14 protein-coding genes are annotated in these 15515 nt (G+C 71.0%); 7 read left to right on the top strand and 7 right to left on the bottom strand.

All coding sequences use genetic code 11. The features are described from left to right. Positions 1-110: 110 nt before the first annotated feature. Both aceB and ACZ7OU_RS45295 read left to right on the top strand, forming a co-directional pair. A complete protein-coding gene (aceB, locus tag ACZ7OU_RS45290; protein ID WP_470260001.1) occupies positions 111-1688 on the top strand; it encodes a malate synthase A in 1578 nt (525 codons plus the stop codon). Further along, a complete protein-coding gene (locus tag ACZ7OU_RS45295) occupies positions 1689-2876 on the top strand; it encodes a DUF6986 family protein (RefSeq protein ID WP_470260002.1) in 1188 nt (395 codons plus the stop codon). A gap of 51 nt (positions 2877-2927) precedes the next feature. On the opposite strand, the gene ACZ7OU_RS45300 is transcribed toward ACZ7OU_RS45295, so the two are convergent. Next, entirely contained in the window at positions 2928-3104 is a 177-nt protein-coding gene (locus tag ACZ7OU_RS45300) for a hypothetical protein (RefSeq protein WP_470260003.1), read from the bottom strand. A 353-nt stretch (positions 3105-3457) separates the two neighbouring features. Further along, positions 3458-4552 (bottom strand): DUF2786 domain-containing protein, encoded by a 1095-nt coding sequence (locus ACZ7OU_RS45305; RefSeq protein ID WP_470260004.1) that lies wholly within the window; start codon positions 4550-4552, stop codon positions 3458-3460. A 56-nt stretch (positions 4553-4608) separates the two neighbouring features. On the opposite strand from ACZ7OU_RS45305, the gene ACZ7OU_RS45310 reads away from it, so the two are divergent. Further along, the gene (locus ACZ7OU_RS45310; protein WP_470260005.1) at positions 4609-4935 is read left to right on the top strand and encodes a DoxX family protein; all 327 of its coding nucleotides are present in this window, start codon (positions 4609-4611) and stop codon (positions 4933-4935) included. Here the strand turns inward: ACZ7OU_RS45310 and ACZ7OU_RS45315 are convergent. Both ACZ7OU_RS45315 and ACZ7OU_RS45320 read right to left on the bottom strand, forming a co-directional pair. Further along, positions 4932-5420, bottom strand: coding sequence for a MarR family winged helix-turn-helix transcriptional regulator (locus ACZ7OU_RS45315; protein WP_470260006.1), 489 nt, complete (start codon positions 5418-5420; stop codon positions 4932-4934). The two genes, ACZ7OU_RS45310 and ACZ7OU_RS45315, sit on opposite strands and share 4 nt — an antisense overlap. A 1-nt stretch (position 5421) precedes the next feature. Beyond that, the gene (locus tag ACZ7OU_RS45320; RefSeq protein ID WP_470260007.1) at positions 5422-6738 is read right to left on the bottom strand and encodes a PucR family transcriptional regulator ligand-binding domain-containing protein; all 1317 of its coding nucleotides are present in this window, start codon (positions 6736-6738) and stop codon (positions 5422-5424) included. 143 nt (positions 6739-6881) lie between these two features. On the opposite strand from ACZ7OU_RS45320, the gene ACZ7OU_RS45325 reads away from it, so the two are divergent. From ACZ7OU_RS45325 to pucD, 4 genes are read left to right on the top strand one after another with little or no spacing between them, the layout of a single operon-like run. Next, positions 6882-7745, top strand: a complete 864-nt coding sequence (locus ACZ7OU_RS45325) for an FAD binding domain-containing protein (RefSeq protein WP_470260008.1) — start codon at positions 6882-6884, stop codon at positions 7743-7745. Further along, entirely contained in the window at positions 7736-8203 is a 468-nt protein-coding gene (locus tag ACZ7OU_RS45330; protein ID WP_470244971.1) for a (2Fe-2S)-binding protein, read from the top strand. Before ACZ7OU_RS45325 ends, ACZ7OU_RS45330 begins: the two co-directional genes overlap by 10 nt. Then, the gene (locus ACZ7OU_RS45335) at positions 8200-9540 is read left to right on the top strand and encodes an 8-oxoguanine deaminase (protein ID WP_470260009.1); all 1341 of its coding nucleotides are present in this window, start codon (positions 8200-8202) and stop codon (positions 9538-9540) included. Before ACZ7OU_RS45330 ends, ACZ7OU_RS45335 begins: the two co-directional genes overlap by 4 nt. After that, positions 9537-11792, top strand: a complete 2256-nt coding sequence (pucD, locus tag ACZ7OU_RS45340; RefSeq protein ID WP_470260010.1) for a xanthine dehydrogenase subunit D — start codon at positions 9537-9539, stop codon at positions 11790-11792. Before ACZ7OU_RS45335 ends, pucD begins: the two co-directional genes overlap by 4 nt. 2 nt (positions 11793-11794) lie before the next feature. Here the strand turns inward: pucD and ACZ7OU_RS45345 are convergent, their stop codons facing one another. The 3 genes from ACZ7OU_RS45345 to pucL all read right to left on the bottom strand — a co-directional run bounded on the left by ACZ7OU_RS45345 (position 11795) and on the right by pucL (position 15513). Beyond that, positions 11795-13369, bottom strand: coding sequence for a glycoside hydrolase family 27 protein (locus ACZ7OU_RS45345; RefSeq protein WP_470260011.1), 1575 nt, complete (start codon positions 13367-13369; stop codon positions 11795-11797). Between the two features lie 114 nt (positions 13370-13483). Beyond that, entirely contained in the window at positions 13484-14068 is a 585-nt protein-coding gene (locus tag ACZ7OU_RS45350) for a TetR/AcrR family transcriptional regulator (protein ID WP_470260012.1), read from the bottom strand. 563 nt (positions 14069-14631) lie between these two features. After that, complete coding sequence (gene pucL, locus ACZ7OU_RS45355) at positions 14632-15513, bottom strand: factor-independent urate hydroxylase (RefSeq protein WP_470260013.1); 882 nt, start codon at positions 15511-15513, stop codon at positions 14632-14634. Positions 15514-15515 lie beyond the last annotated feature (2 nt).

Below are 15515 nucleotides of genomic sequence, written 5' to 3' on the forward strand. Positions count from 1 at the left end.
TGGTCCTCCTTACGTCGGCGTTGAGGTTCCGCTATGCAGAAACTATAGTCCGGCTGGTAGAAAACCGTAGGGCCGTTATCCAAAGATCCGAACCTTCGAGGTGTTTCCCCATGTCTTCTGAAGTCCAGGTCCTGGGCGAGCCGGTCGAGCGCGGCGACGAGATCCTCACCCCCGAGGCGCTCGACTTCCTCGCCGGCCTGCACGACGCCTTCGCCGGCCGTCGCGACGAGCTGCTCCAGGCGCGGAGCAAGCGTCGCGAGGAGGCCCGGACCACCGGCAGGCTCGACTTCCTGCCGGAGACGAAGGAGATCCGCGAGGGCGACTGGCAGGTCGCCGGCGCCCCGCCCGCGTTGCGCGACCGCCGCGTCGAGATCACCGGGCCGACCAGCCGCAAGATGACCATCAACGCGCTCAACTCCGGCGCGAAGGTGTGGCTCGCCGACCTCGAGGACGCCAACACCCCGCACTGGGCGAACGTCGTGTCCGGCCAGGTCAACCTGTACGACGCCGTCCGCGAGACGATCTCGCTGGAGAGCGGCGGCAAGAGCTACGCGCTGAAGGACGACGTCGAGCACGCGACGATCGTGGTCCGCCCGCGTGGCTGGCACCTGCCCGAGCGCGGCCTGTCCTTCGGCGGCCGCGAAGCCGTCGGCGCGCTCGTCGACTTCGGCCTGTACTTCTTCCACAACGCGGCCGAGCTGCTGAAGCGCGGCAAGGGTCCGTACTTCTACCTGCCGAAGATGGAGAGCCACCTCGAAGCGCGGCTCTGGAACGACGTCTTCACCCACTCGGAGAAGGCGCTGGGCATCGAGCACGGCACCGTCCGCGCGACCGTCCTGATCGAGACGATCCCGGCCGCGTTCGAGATGGAGGAGATCCTCTACGAGCTGCGCGAGCACGCGTCGGGCCTCAACGCGGGCCGCTGGGACTACCTGTTCAGCGTGATCAAGTACTTCCGCGACGCGGGCGAGAAGTTCGTGCTGCCGGACCGCAACTCCGTCACCATGACCGCGCCGTTCATGCGCGCCTACACCGAGCTGCTCGTGCGCACCTGCCACAAGCGCGGCGCGTTCGCGATCGGCGGCATGGCCGCGTTCATCCCGAGCAAGGACCCCGAGGTCAACAAGGGCGCCTTCGACAAGGTCCACGCGGACAAGTCCCGCGAGGCCGGCGACGGCTTCGACGGCTCCTGGGTCGCGCACCCGGGCATGGTCGAGCTCTGCAAGGAGGAGTTCGACAAGGTCCTCGGCGACGAACCGAACCAGCTCGGACGCACCCGCGACGAGGTCAGCGTCACCGCCGACCAGCTGCTGGACGTCGCCTCGACGCCAGGCGGCGCGACGGCGGCCGGCCTGCGCGCCGCGGTCGACGTCGGCGTCCGCTACATCGCGTCCTGGCTGAGCGGCAACGGCGCGGCGGCCATCCACAACCTGATGGAGGACGCGGCGACGGCGGAGATCTCGCGGTCGCAGATCTGGCAGTGGGTCAAGAACGGGACCACGCTCGACACCGGCGACGTCGTGACGTCGGAGCTGGTGCGCGGCGTGCTGGCCGACGTCCGCGGCGAGCTCGCCCGCGAGCTGCCCGCCGACCGGCTGCTGCCGGCCGTCGAGCTGTTCGAGCAGGTCGCGCTGGCCGACGAGTTCCCCGACTTCCTGACGCTGCCGGCCTACGAGCGGATCAAGTAGGTGCGTCTTCCCGAAGACGTCTACGACGCCGCCGACGCGCGCTTGGCCGAGGCCGACGCGCGCGTCGCGGCGGCGTACCCGGGGGAGCGGCCGGGGCGCCAGCCGGTGCACACGGTGTATGTCCCGGCGTCGCAGTACCGGACCCGCCTGGTCGCCGACTGGGGCAAGCAGGCGATGCGCGTCTTCATCGAGCACGCCGAGCTTCTGGGTGTCGAGGACGACGTGTACGAACGCGTACGCGCGAAGCTGCTCACCGAGCCGATCGAGGACCTGCGGATCGACTTCGAGGACGGCTTCGGCCGCGTGCCCGACGACGTCGAGGACGCGGCCGCGCGGGCGGCGGGCCAGACCCTGGCCACCACCGGCGGGACGCCGTTCTGCGGCATCCGCTTCAAGAGCTTCGAGGCGGCGACCCGCCGTCGTGGCATCCGCACACTCGACTTGTTCTTGGGCTCGTTGCTCGAGAACGGGCCGCTGCCGCCCGGGTTCGTCGTCACGCTGCCGAAGGTGACGGCGGTCGAGCAGGTCTCGGTGGCCGCGGAAGTCTTGGAGCGCTTGGAATCCGCGTACGGGCTCACCGCGGGGACGCTGCGGTTCGAGGTCCAGATCGAGACGGCCCAGTCCATTGTGGACCTCGACGGGACGCTGTCGGTGGCGCGCATCGTGCAGGCCGCGGCGGGCCGGTGTTCCGGCCTGCACTACGGGACGTACGACTACAGCGCGGGCCTGGGCATCGCGGCGGCGTACCAGAGCATGGAGCACCCGGCGGCGGACCTGGCCAAGGGCCTGATGCAGGTCGCGGCGGCGGGCACCGGCGTCCGGTTGTCCGACGGGTCGACCAACCGCCTGCCCATCGGTGACGCGCTGCCGGAGGCGTGGGCCGAGCACCTGCGCCTGGTGCGCCGGTCCTTGGAGCGCGGCTTCTACCAGGGCTGGGACCTGCACGCGCACCAGCTGCCGACGCGCTTCGCGGCGACGTACACGTTCTACCGCTCGGGGTTCCCGGCCGCGGTGGAGCGGCTGCGGGCGTACGCGGAGAAGACGTCCGGAGGAGTGCTGGACGAGCCGGCGACGGCCCAGGCGCTGGCGGTGTACCTGCTACGCGGCCTGGACTGCGGGGCGCTGGACGAGGGCGAGCTGCCGTTCGGGCGGCCGGAGCTGGAGAAGTACGCGCAACGCTTGGCGTGACCGCAGCCGGGGGAGCACCGCCCGAGTGGCGGGCTCCCTCGGCTGCCGTGGTCAGACCGGCATCGGACCGGAGGCATCCCGGCGATGCGCGAACACCGACACGAGCACCAGCACGGCGAGCTGAACCGCGACCGTCCCGGCCGTCGCCCACGTCGGAAGGGCGGCCGGAACCGCCTTCAACGTCAGCGTCGGGCCGAGAACGGCTCCGAACACCACCAGCACGTCCAAGACCGTGCTGAGCAGCCGGGAAGTCTGGCTCGAGGGGACCACTTTTCGTGGCCGCGGCTCTCGCCGCGGCCGGTTACCGGCCGGCGATTGCTGCCCCTCCCCTTTGGGGCGGTCGCCGTCCGGCTCCCGGAGTCTCTGCCGCGAGGAGGCGTGGCCCTGCTTCCCGATCGCTCGGCCCGCCAGCAGGAAAGGCAGGTCCGCGCCACAGGTGGCCCTCGGCTGAGGAGAACCGGCCCGCGGCGGTCGATCGCGTCAACGTCGCGTTGATCGCAGAGGCGGTCGACGCACTGGTGAAACTGCAAGGGTGTACGGGCCTGAAGAAGGTCGACCTCGTTAACCGGGCTCTGCGGTAGTCACTCACCGAGCCGCGCGCGGTCCGCGGCCGACCGCCCGGCGTGCCAGCCTTCGTGGCTGCGCACGGTCACCGATTTGCCCACGACCTGCGGAAAGAGCCTGCTGAACGCCGCGTTCACCTTCAGCTCGTGCGACGCCAGCACCGGCAGCAGCCGGTCCGCGTCCGGCGACTCCGCGATGGTCGCTTCGGCGGCCTGGTCGAGGCGCTCGCCGACCCGCGTGGCGTAGGCGACGAGGAACGACTTCCGGAACGCCCGGTCCCGGCCGGCCGGGTCGGCGATCATCGCCCGCGTCGCCTGGACCAGCAGGGACGTCGTCAGCAGCGCGACCGCGTCCAGGTCGTCCTCGTCGCCGACCACCGTGACGAAGTCCCACTGCGCGTCGAAGACGGCCCGGCAGCGGTTGGCCTTCGCGACCACGTGGACCAGCAGCGACTTCGCGTCGACGTAAGGGGTTTCGAGCCAGATCCGCCGGGACGCGGGCAGCTCGGGCCCGGCTTCGACCAGCACCCGGTCGAGCGCGTGCCGCGTCATGAGCTCCTGTGCCTTCGCCGAAAGGGCTTCGGCCTCCTCCGGAAAAGAACTCGACTCGGCCTTGGCCAGCAGCGCGCGGACCCGGCTCAGCTTCTTCTCGTCCACCGTGTGGCGGGCCGGTGCCGCGGTTCCCGGCGGAACGAGGTTCGGCAACGTCATCAGGAAGCCCAGGGCTTCGATGACGGAGGTCAGCGCCTCGGCCGGGGTCAGGATGTGCTTCGCCGCCCACTGAGGCAGGTGCGGCGTCCCCGGCCCGGCCAGGGTGTCGAGCGCGTAGGACCGGGCGAACTCGTCGACGCGCCGCCGAGCCGCCTGGTCGAGGTCCTCGGGCAGCCAGCCGCCCCGGTGGACCCGGGAAATCACCTGCTGCCCGGCCAGCCGCGCGCCTTCGGCCGCTTCCACCGGCAGCTCGAGATCCGGCGCCAGCCGGTTCGCGTGAGCCCTGGCCGCGCCGCGGACTCCTCGTGCGACGTCGGAAGCGGCGGCCAGCAGCGCGTCGCCGAACTCCTCGGCGGTCCCGGGCCTCGGGGTTTCCCCGGCCCGTCGCTTCTGCTTGCCCACGGGCCGAGTGTGCCGCAGCCCGGTCACCTTCCCGGCGCCCGCCCCGTCGGGAAGGCATGCACCTCGCCGTCGTCCTCACCACGATCGTCCTGAACGCCGGAATCGGCCTCGCCGACCTGGTCAAGGCCCCGTTCGTCCTGGCCACCTCGAAAGCCGTCGACGTCCCGCCGAGCTGGCTGCCCCTGCTCGGCACGCTCAAGCTCGCCGGCGCGGCCGGTCTGCTCATCGGCCTGCTGGGAGCCGAACCGCTGGGCGTGGCCGCCGCGATCGGCCTGATCCTCTTCTACACCGGCGCGATCGTCGCGCACCTGAGAGTCCGCAAGGTCGCCACCGGCGCCGCCCCGCTGCTCTTCCTCGGGCTGGCCGCGGCGACGTTGCTCTAACGCAGCCGCGGGAGGGCGTCCCGCGCGGCGTGGCTCAACGTCCGCAGGTCCTCGGCGAACCGGTCCCGGTGGTCCGGCGGCAACGGCCGGAAGAAGAACTGCTCGATGTTCTCGACGTGCAGCCGGCTCGCCCGCACCGTGGTCTCCTCGCCGAGCGGGGTCAGCCGCACGAGCTGGACGCGCCGGTCGCGCGGGGACGCCGTGCGCGTCACCAGGCCGAGCGACTCCATGCGGTCGACCAGCCGGGTCGCCCCGCCCGTCGTGAGCACCTGTTCCTGCGCGATCGCGCGCATGGTCAGCCCGCCGGTCCCCGTGCGGCCCACGATCAGCAGCACCTCGTACATCAGGTGCGTGACCCCGCATTCGCGCTCCAGCGCCCGCCCGAGCAGGTACTCGAGCCGGTTCGCCGCACCCTGCAGCCGCCCGAAGGCCAGCACGCGCGGGTCGTACCCCGCCTGCCGGGCCGAAGTGATTTCGGGTTCCACTTCACTCCTCCATGCTCAGCGCGAGGTAGACGTCGAGCTGGTCGGTGAACTCCGTCAGGTCCGCGCCGAGCAGCTCGCCGGCCCGGCCGATGCGGTAGCGCAAGGTGTTCACGTGGACGTGCAACGCCTTCGCCGCGCGCGTCGGCGAGCTCGAACACTCGAGGAACACCCGGACCGTGTGCACCAGGTCCGAGTGCTGCTCGGCGTCGTAGTCCAGCAGCGGCCCCAGCACCCGCCGCCGCACAGCCGCACGCAGCCCGTCCGGGGCGCCGGCCAGCAGCAGCTCGTGCGCGGTCACCTCGCCGGCGGCGACCAGCGTGGCCCGCCGCCGCACGGCGACCGCCATCGCGTACCGCGCGGCCGCGAACGCCTCGGTCCGCGGCGCCGGATCGCTCACCCCGCAGAAGATCCGCTTCGCCCGCAGCAACGGCGCCACAGTGGACAGTGCGGTCGCGTCCGGCGACAGCGTGGTCGCCGCGAAGGAAGTGTCCCCTGTGGACTCGAGCAGGAGCCCGTCCGGCAGCAGCTCCCGCAGGACGTCCCGGCTTTCGTCGCTGCCTTCGGTCCGCAACGCGACGACGCGCGCTTCACCGGGCAGCTCGGCGCCAGGGTCGGCCATCCGCGCCCGGGTGACCCCCACGAGCCCGGAAAGCTCTTCGGCCAGCTCCGCCTGCGCGGTGCTCAACGGCCCGCCGACGGCGATCAGCCACGGCACGGCGTGCCGTCCCTCGACCGGCACCACGGTCAGCGACCCGGACTCCTTGGCCGCGTACCGGCGGACGACGTCGGGGGCCGGCACCGGCAGCGGCGCCGCCCCGGCGATCACCCGGCCGAGCCCCGACAGCACCCAGCACGGCAGCCCTAGCTCCGCCGACGCCCGCTCCAGCAGCGTCTCGACCGGGGCGTCCGCGGCGGCCTGCAAACGTTTGCGCGCGCTTTCGGACGCGGCCGCGAGCGCCAGCACCACCTGCTCGGTGATCACCGAAAAAGACAGGTCGGTGGGCACTTCCAGCAGCGGGATCCGGTGCCGTTCGCAGGCGTCGACGACGTCGGCGGGGATGCCGCCGGAGTCGGCGCCGGACGCGGCCAGCGCCGCCGCGCCCGCCCGGGCCAGCGCGGCCACGAACGGCTCGGCGTCACCCGGGCGCCGCCACCAGAGCAGGCCGGACAGCACCAGCTCACCCGCCGACAGGTACCGTCCGGGGTCGGGCAGCTCCGTGACGTAGATGCGCGTCACCGGCCGGTCGAGCAGGTCGGCCCCGGCCAGCGGGCGCAGCCGCAGCCCCGGCAGGCCGAGCAGAGTTTTCACGGTCGTCATGAGGCTTGTAGGAAAGCACAAACGACCCGTGTTTCGCTCCTGTGCGTTTCATGGTCGGTGCCGTTGCCGCCCACCCCCGGTCCGGCGTCTACTGGTCTATCGCCCTTCATCCGGCGAAGGAGCACTTCTTTCAAGGAGAAACAGTGGAGTTCCTGCGTCCCGCGACGCTCGCCGAGGCCCTGGCCCTCAAGGCCGAGCGGCCCGACGCCGTGCCGATCGCCGGCGGCACCGACGTCATGGTCGAGCTGAACTTCGACCACCGGCGCCCGGACGCCCTGCTGGACCTGACCACGGTCGGCGAGCTGACGGAGTGGTCCACATCGGACGGGACGGTCCGGCTCGGCGCCGGCGTCCCGTACACCCGCGTCATCGCTGAACTGGGTGATTCCGTCCCGGCGCTGGCCATGGCGTCGCGCACGGTCGGCTCGCCGCAGATCCGCAACCGCGGCACGGTCGGCGGCAACCTCGGCGCGGCGTCCCCGGCCGGCGACACCCACCCCGTGCTGCTGGTCCTCGACGCCCGGATCGAGGTGGCCTCCGTCCGGGGGACCCGGCTCCTCCGCGCGGAGGAGTTCTACGTCGGCGTGAAACGCCACGCCCTCGCCCCGGACGAGCTGATCACCGCCGTCCACCTGCCCGCGCACGCCGGACCGCAGCAGTTCGCCAAAGTCGGGACGCGCAACGCCATGGTCATCGCGGTCTGCTCGTTCGCGCTCGCCCTGCGCGACGGCGAGGTCGGCGCGGCCATCGGGTCCGCCGCACCCACTCCGCGCCGGGCGAAAGCAGCCGAGGAGTTTCTCGCCGCCGAACTGCCCTGGGGCTCGTCGGACGCGTTGCCGGACTCCCTGAAGCGCCGCTTCGGCGAGCTGGTGGCCGAAGCGACGTCGCCGATCGACGACGTCCGGGGCAGCGCCGCGTATCGGAAGCACGCGCTGGGGGTACTCGCGCGACGGACGCTGACGTGGGCTTGGGAAGAACACCGGACGGGGGAGCGCGCATGCGCCTGAATGTCAGGATCAACGGCGAGCAACGGCAGGCGGACGACGTCTGGGAGGGCGAAAGCCTGCTCTACGTCCTGCGTGAGCGGCTCGGCCTGCCGGGCTCGAAGAACGCCTGTGAGCAGGGAGAATGCGGCTCCTGCACGGTCTACCTCGACGAAGTCCCGGTCTGCGCCTGCCTGGTCGCGGCGGGGCAGGCCGAGGGCCGCGTGGTGCGCACGGTCGAGGGACTGGCCGACGGCGACCGGCTCGACCCCGTCCAGCAGTCCTTTGTGGAGGCCGGCGCGGTCCAGTGCGGGTTCTGCACGCCGGGGCTGGTCGTCGCCGCGCACGACCTGCTGAACCGCGTCCCCGATCCGTCCGACGAGGAGATCCGCGAAGCCCTGGCCGGCAACCTGTGCCGCTGCACCGGTTACGAAAAGATCCTCGACGCCGTGCGCGCGGTGGCGAAAGGTGGTGTCGCGTGAAGACCCTCATCGCGAACGCCGCGATCGCCACCGTCAGCGGCCCCGAGTACGCCTCCGGCCACGTCGTCATCGACAACGACCGCATCGCCGAAGTCGGCGAAGGCGTCTACACCGGTGAGTTCGACGAGCGCGTCGACGCGTCGGGCTGCCTGGTCACGCCCGGCCTGATCAACACCCACCACCACCTCTACCAGTGGGCGACCCGCGGGATGGCCGCCGACCACACGCTCTTCGAGTGGCTGGTCGCGCTCTACCCCGTCTGGGGCCGGCTCGACGCGGAGATCACGCACGCCGCGGGCACGGCCGGGATGGCCCGGCTCGCCCTGACCGGCTGCACGACCGTCGCCGACCACCACTACGTCTTCCCGCGCGACGGCGGCGACCAGGTCGCGGCGCTGGCCTCGGCGCGGCAGCGGATCGGCGTCCGGCTGCACGTCGTGCGCGGGTCGATGGACCGCGGCGAGTCCGACGGCGGGCTGCCGCCGGACAACCTCGTCGAGGCGACCGAGGAGGCGCTGACCGGCACCGAAGCGGCGATCGCCCGCTTCCACGACGCCGCTCCGGAAGCGCACCTGCAGATCGCCGTGGGCCCGTGCTCGCCGTTCTCGGTCACCGAGCGGCTGATGTCCGGCGCGGCCGAGCTGGCTCGCCGCAAGGGCGTCCGCCTGCACACGCACCTCGCCGAGACCGTCGACGAGGAGAAACAGTGCCTCGCCGAGGTCGGCTGCACGCCTGCCGAGTACGCCGACAAGCTCGGCTGGCTCGCCGACGACGTCTGGCTCGCGCACACGATCCACCTCGCACCCGACGCGATCCGCCGCTTCGGCGCCACGGGCACCGGCTCGGCGCACTGCCCGACGTCGAACGGCCGCATCGGCGCCGGCATCGCCCCGGTCCGCGACCTGCTCGACGCCGGCGTCCCGGTCGGCCTCGGCGCCGACGGAGCCGCGTCCAACGAGTCCGGCGGCCTGGGCGAAGAGCTGCACCAGGCGTTGCTGCAGGCCCGCCAGCGCGGCGGGCCGCGCGGGCTGACCACGCGCGAAGCGTTGTGGATGGGCACCATGGGCGGCGCCCGCTGCCTCGGGCGGGGCGCCGACCTCGGGTCGATCGAACCCGGCAAGCTCGCCGACCTCGCCGTCTGGGACCTGACCGGCCTGAACTACGCCGGGATCACCGACCCGGTCGCGGCGCTGGTGCTCGGCACCACGCCGCCGGTGCGGCGGCTGTTCGTCGGCGGCAAGGCCGTCGTCGAGGACGGCACGCTGCGCGAAGCCGACGAGTCCGCCATCGCCCGCGAGCTGGCGGCCGCGAGCGCCCGGCTGAGGGAGGACCGATGACCACCACGGTCGGCACGCGGACGGTCGACGGCGTCGGCACGTCGCCGCAGCGCCCCGACGGCATCGTCAAGGTCCGCGGCGAGTTCGCGTACTCCTCCGACCTGTGGCACGAGGACATGGTGTGGGGCGTGACCCTGCGCAGCCCGCACCCGTACGCGCGGATCACGGCGATCGACATCACCGAAGCCCTGACCGTGCCCGGCGTGTACGCGGTGCTGACGCACGAGGACGTCCCCGGCGTGAACCGCTACGGGCTGGAGCACTCCGACCAGCCGGTGCTCGCGGCCGAAGTCGTGCGCTACCAGGGAGAACCGGTCGCGCTGGTCGCCGCCGACCACCCGGAGACCGCGCGCCGCGCGATGAAGCGGATCGTCGTTTCCTACGAAGAGCTTTCGCCGGTGACGGACTCCGAAGCCGCCGTCGCGGGCGAAGGGCCTTCACTGCATGACGGCGGCAACGTCGTGCGGCACGTGAAGATCCGCCACGGCGCTCAGGACGTCTCGGCCGACGTCGTCGTCTCGGGCGTCTACGAGGTCGGCATGCAGGACCAGGCGTTCCTCGGCCCGGAGTCGGGGCTCGCGGTGCCGGACACCGAAGGCGGCGTCGACCTGTACGTCGCGACGCAGTGGCTGCACGTCGACCAGCAGCAGATCGTCGCCGCGCTGGGCCTGCCGGTCGAGAAGGTGCGGCTGACGCTCGGCGGCGTCGGCGGCGCGTTCGGCGGCCGCGAGGACCTGTCGATGCAGGTGCACGCGTGTCTCCTCGCGCTGCACACCGGCAAGCCGGTGAAGATGGTCTACAACCGCGAAGAGTCCTTCTACGGTCACGTCCACCGCCACCCGGCGAAGATGTACTACGAGCACGGCGCCACTCACGACGGGCGTCTCGTGTACGTGCGCACACGCCTGTATCTCGACGGAGGCGCGTACGCGTCTTCGACGGGCGCGGTCGTCGCGAACGCGGCTACTTTGGGCGTCGGACCGTACAAAGTGGACAGCGCGTCGGTCGACTGCTGGGGCACGTACACGAACAACCCGCCGTGCGGCGCGATGCGCGGGTTCGGCGCGGTGCAGGCGGCGTTCGGCTACGAGTCGCAGATGGACAAGCTCGCGGCCGCCTGCGGGCTGGACCCGGTCGAGATCCGCGTCCGCAACGCCATGAGCGAAGGCGACCTGATGCCGACCGGCCAGGTCGTCGACTCCGCCGCGCCCGTCGCGGAGCTGCTGGGCCTGGTCCGGGACAAGCCGATGCCCCCGGAACGGCCGTTCGACCTGCGGCACATGCCGGGCGGCGTCTCGAACACGACGCACGGCGAAGGCGTCGTCCGCGGCGTCGGGTATGCCGTCGGGATCAAGAACGTCTGCTTCTCCGAGGGCTTCGACGACTACTCGACGGCCCGGGTGCGCCTGCAGCTGGTCGGCGGCGAGCCGGCCGCGACCGTGCACACGGCGGCCTGCGAGGTCGGCCAGGGCCTGGTGACGATCATGCAGCAGATCGTCCGGACCGAGCTGGGCGTCGAGCAGGTGACGGTCCTGCCGATGGACACCTCGATCGGCAACGGCGGCTCGACGTCGGCGTCCCGCCAGACCTACGTCACCGGCGGCGCGGTCCAGGCCGCCTGCGTGGCGGTGCGGGCACGCCTGCTGTCCCGCTTCGACGCGAAGGTGCGCGTGGTCGGCGGCAAGCTCGTCGCGGCCGACGGCCAGGTGCTCGCCGACCTGGTGGACGTCCTCGGCGACGACGTCTACGACGAGACGATCGAGTGGCGGCACCGGCCCACTTCTTCGTTGGATCCGGAGACCGGCCAGGGCACCGCGCACGTGCAGTACGCGTTCGCCGCGCACCGGGCGGTCGTCGACGTCGACACCGAGCTGGGCCTGGTCAAGGTGGTCGCGCTGGACTGCGCCCAGGACGTCGGCAAGGCGCTGAACCCCCAAGCCGTGCTGGGCCAGATCCAGGGCGGGTCGGCGCAGGGCCTCGGGCTGGCCGTGATGGAGGAGATCCAGACCGCCGGCGGCAAGATCCGGAACCCCTCCTTCACCGACTACCTGATCCCGACGGTCCTGGACATGCCGCCGATGAGCATCGACGTCCTGGAACGTCCGGACCCGCACGCGCCGTACGGCCTGCGCGGGGTGGGGGAGCCGCCGACGATCTCGTCGACCCCGGCGATCGTCGCGGCGATCCGGGCCGCGACCGGGCTCGCGCTCCCGCGCGTCCCAGTCCGGCCGGAGCACCTCACGGGGACTTGAGCTTATTTGAGCTGCCAGTTCTGGTTGGCGTCGTCGTTGCAGCCCCAGAGCTCGAGCTGGACGCCGTTGACGTTGCCGGCGGGCTTGTCGCCGCCGGTGACGTCGACGCACAGGCCGGTCTGGGTGCCGGTGATCGAGCCGTCGGGGTTGAGCTTGAACTGCTGGTTCGCGCCGCCATGACAGGTCCAGACGATGAGCTTGGTGCCGGCCGCGGTGCCGCCCTCGTTGGCGTCGAGGCAGAGGCCGTTGGCCTTCAGCTCGCCGGCGCTGGTGAACGTCCAGGACTGGTTGGCGCCGCCGTCGCAGTCCCAGATGTCGACCTTGGTGCCGGGCGTGGTGACGTTGCCGTTGATGTCGATGCAGCGTGACGAGGACGCGCCCTGCAGCGGCTGGGCGGTGCTGCTGCCGCTGGCATTGGCCTTGACGCGGTAGATGACGGTGCCGTGCGACGGGACGTTCGCGCTGATCGCGCCGGTGCTCGTGGTCTGCTCCTTCGACCACAGGTTGGTCAGCCGGTAGTTCGACGCGCTGGGCAGTCCGGCCGCGGCGGCCGTCGTCGAGACGGTCTTGGTGGTCCCGTTTTCGTTGAACAGCACGACGGCGACGTCACCGTTTTGGAGTGGCTTCTTGAGCACGTCCAGGCCGCCGGACGACGAGATCCGCGTGGCCTGCTTGCCGAGCGGGTCCTGGTCGACGGCGATGACGTCGGCGTTGAGGTAGGTCGAGAAGGTGGCGACGCTGGCGCTGCGGAGGTCGGCGCCCGCGATCAGCGGCGCGGCCATCGCGGCCCACAGCGTGAAGTGGGCGCGGTCTTCCTGGAAGTCCATGCCGTCGCCGACTTCGAGCATGTCGGGGTCGTTCCAGGCGCCGGGTTTCGCGGCGGAGGCGAGCCCGACGTTCTGGCGGTAGATCGAGTCGATGCTGCCCCAGTTGTTGGTGATGTCCCCGGTGGTGCGCCACAGGTTGCCGACGTCCGGCGCCCAGGTCGACGGGGAGAAGTTGCCCCATTCGCAGATGCTGTAGGCGATCGGGCGGCCGGTGGCCTTGAGCGCGTCCCGCATCGCGGAGTACCGGCGGACGTAGTCCTGCTGGGTTTCGCCGGCGGGGCTGCCGCAGTTGTCGTACTTGAGGTAGTCGACGCCCCAGCTCGCGTAGCTGTTGGCATCGGTCTGTTCGTGGCCGAGGCTGCCGGGGTAGTGCTGGCAGGTTTCGGTGCCGGCGCTCTCGTAGATCCCGAACTTCATCCCGCGCGCGTGGATGTAGTCACCGAGCGCCTTGAGGCCGCTGGGGAACTTCGCGGGATCGGCGACGAGGTTGCCGGCGGCGTCGCGGTTGCGGGTCATCCAGCAGTCGTCGAGGTTGACGTAGGTGTAGCCGCGGTCGCGCATCCCGGAGCTGACCATGAGGTCGGTGGTCTGCTTGACCAGCGTTTCGTTGATGTCGCACTCGAAGGTGTTCCAGGTGTTCCACCCCATGGGCGGTGTTCGGGCGAGCCCGTTTTCGAGGGCGTGGGCGGGTGTGCTGACGAGGGTCGCCGCCGCGAGGGCGGTGGCGAGGACGGCGAGGACTCGGCGCATGGCGGCTCCAACCGAACGACGGTGTTGAGGCAGGAGGACTAGACCACTCCGTAGCTTCGATGTCCGATGCTGGGTGGTCAAGCGCCATGTTGAGTATTCTTGTTGGATTCCCGACTAAAGTTGCGTGCTTTCTTGAAGCAGTCGCCGCGCGACATCGACGCTGGTCGCGCCGGCAACGGCCATGGCCTCGGTATCCCGAAGAGCGCGGCAGAGGACGAACGCACCTTCGAGGCTGTTGACGACGGAGATGGTGAGCGTCCGGGCGGCCTCTTGGGTGAGCCCGAACTTCGCGAACTTTTCGGTCCCGGCGTCGATCCAGGCGGTGAAGACATCAGCGGTGGCTTCCCGCAGCGGCTCATTGGTACTGGCAACCTCGAGGGCGACGGTAGCGATCGGGCAGCCTTCGACGTAGTCGGTGGCTTCGAGCGTCGCGATCCCGGCGGCGAAGAAGGCTTCGATCCCACTGATCAGATCGGGCGCAGGCGCGATGAAGAGGTCGAAGAGCTGGATGTAGGCGAGCCCGGAGGTCCGGATGACCTCCTGCCCGAGCTGCTCTTTCCCACCGGGGAAGAAGTGGTAGAGCGACCCGAAGGGAGCATTCGCCTCAGCGACGATCTGCTTGAGCCCGGTACCGCTGTAGCCATTGCGCCGAAACAACTCGGCCCCGGCGGCCATGATGCGTTCTTTGGTCCCTGCCACAGGATCAAGGATACGCGGTGGTTAGAGCGTTCTACCGAGTCCGGCTTGTCCACACCCCCGCGGTGATGTGGACAAGCCGGCGCCGGAGAGTCGTTTTCCCAGGTCCCGTCGGCGGCCCCCGATACACTGGATGCGGGGCCGGTCCCCCGGAGAGGGCGGGGGCTGCGTTGGGGCGGCGGCTGGGCCTGCTACTCGATGTCCCAGGCCGGGCCCGGGTCTCGGCAAAAGTCAGGTTTGCGTGGCCTGCCAGAGCAGCGGCGATGTCATGGACGGCCCGTTCACCTCGCCCGGTGCCACGAAAGAATCGTTCATGACGTTCGGGCCGCCGATCGGCGGGCACTGCCATCTCTGCGCCGACGCGGCGACGTGCCGAACGTGGTGTCCCAATGGCTCGTTGGAACCTCCGACGCTCCCAACAAGCCATTCGCGACCTCGCCCAAGCTGTCACCTGCTCGCCGGTGATGGTCGAGGAAGCTGGAGCTGCCGGACACGATCCTCGGCGAGGGGGCGAGCCTCGTTCGGCGACTCTGCCGGGACCCGCTGAAGAGGGCGGCTGGGCCCCGCTACTGGATGTCCCAGGCCGGGCCTGGGTCCTCGGCGTCGTCGCGCAAGATCGTGCCCTCGATCAGGCCGTACGGCCGGTCCGCCGCGTAGAACACCTCGTTGTCGTTCTTCAGCCCGAACGGGCTCAAATCGACCAGGAAGTGGTGCTTGTTCGGCAGCGACAGCCGCACCTCCGCCACCTCCGGCCGTGCCTCCAGCACCGCCGAACCCATCGCGTACAGCGTCTGCTGCAGCGAAAGGCTGTGCTTCGTCGCGAAGGTCTCCAGCATCAGCCGGCGGATCTCGCGGTGGCTCTCCGCCCAGTCGATGTCTTCGCCCTGGTAACGCCACTTCGCCGTGACCGCCGTGGCGAGAATTCGGTCGCCGGTCTCGGCGAGCGTTGTGTACTGGTCGCGCGGGAAGCCATGGAACTCCGAACCGGTGGACTTGAGCAGCGTCAGGCCGTCGATGCCGGATACGACCCACTCGCGGCCGTCCCGGATCGTCACCGCCGTCGTGCGTCGTTCGTCGCCCGAGCGGCTGAACGCGTGGTCGTGCGGCTCGCCGCCGACGGCGATCCGGTCCCAGCCGTGCTCGTCGACCTTGACCCGGGCGCCGGTGATGTTCCCCTGCGTGCCGGTGAAGTGCCGCGCCAGGCGCAGCGCGAAGTCCTCGATCTCGCCGACCGGCGCCTCCTTCGCGAAGGCGTACACGGTGTTCTTCTGCGTGTCGGTCGCGAGCACGCCCGCGTTGTCGCCGGTGAGGTGCGTCGCGGCGAGCTCGCCGCGCAGCGACGTCGACACGGTGAGGTCCTTCAGGTGGTGCACGGGGCCGTCGCGGCGCACCGTCACCAGGCGGACCTCCGCCTTGCCGTACTGGTTGGGGCCCAGGGTGATGGCCACGG

This window comes from Amycolatopsis sp. NPDC114505 (assembly GCF_055633615.1).

Excerpts from the sequence above, each read along its gene's own strand:
- aceB (WP_470260001.1), top strand. The coding sequence starts at position 111 with ATGTCTTCTGAAGTCCAGGTCCTGGGCGAGCCGGTCGAGCGCGGCGAC.
- ACZ7OU_RS45310 (WP_470260005.1), top strand. The coding sequence starts at position 4,609 with ATGCACCTCGCCGTCGTCCTCACCACGATCGTCCTGAACGCCGGAATC.
- ACZ7OU_RS45320 (WP_470260007.1), bottom strand. The coding sequence starts at position 6,738 with ATGACGACCGTGAAAACTCTGCTCGGCCTGCCGGGGCTGCGGCTGCGC.
- ACZ7OU_RS45330 (WP_470244971.1), top strand. The coding sequence starts at position 7,736 with ATGCGCCTGAATGTCAGGATCAACGGCGAGCAACGGCAGGCGGACGAC.
- pucD (WP_470260010.1), top strand. The coding sequence starts at position 9,537 with ATGACCACCACGGTCGGCACGCGGACGGTCGACGGCGTCGGCACGTCG.
- ACZ7OU_RS45345 (WP_470260011.1), bottom strand. The coding sequence starts at position 13,369 with ATGCGCCGAGTCCTCGCCGTCCTCGCCACCGCCCTCGCGGCGGCGACC.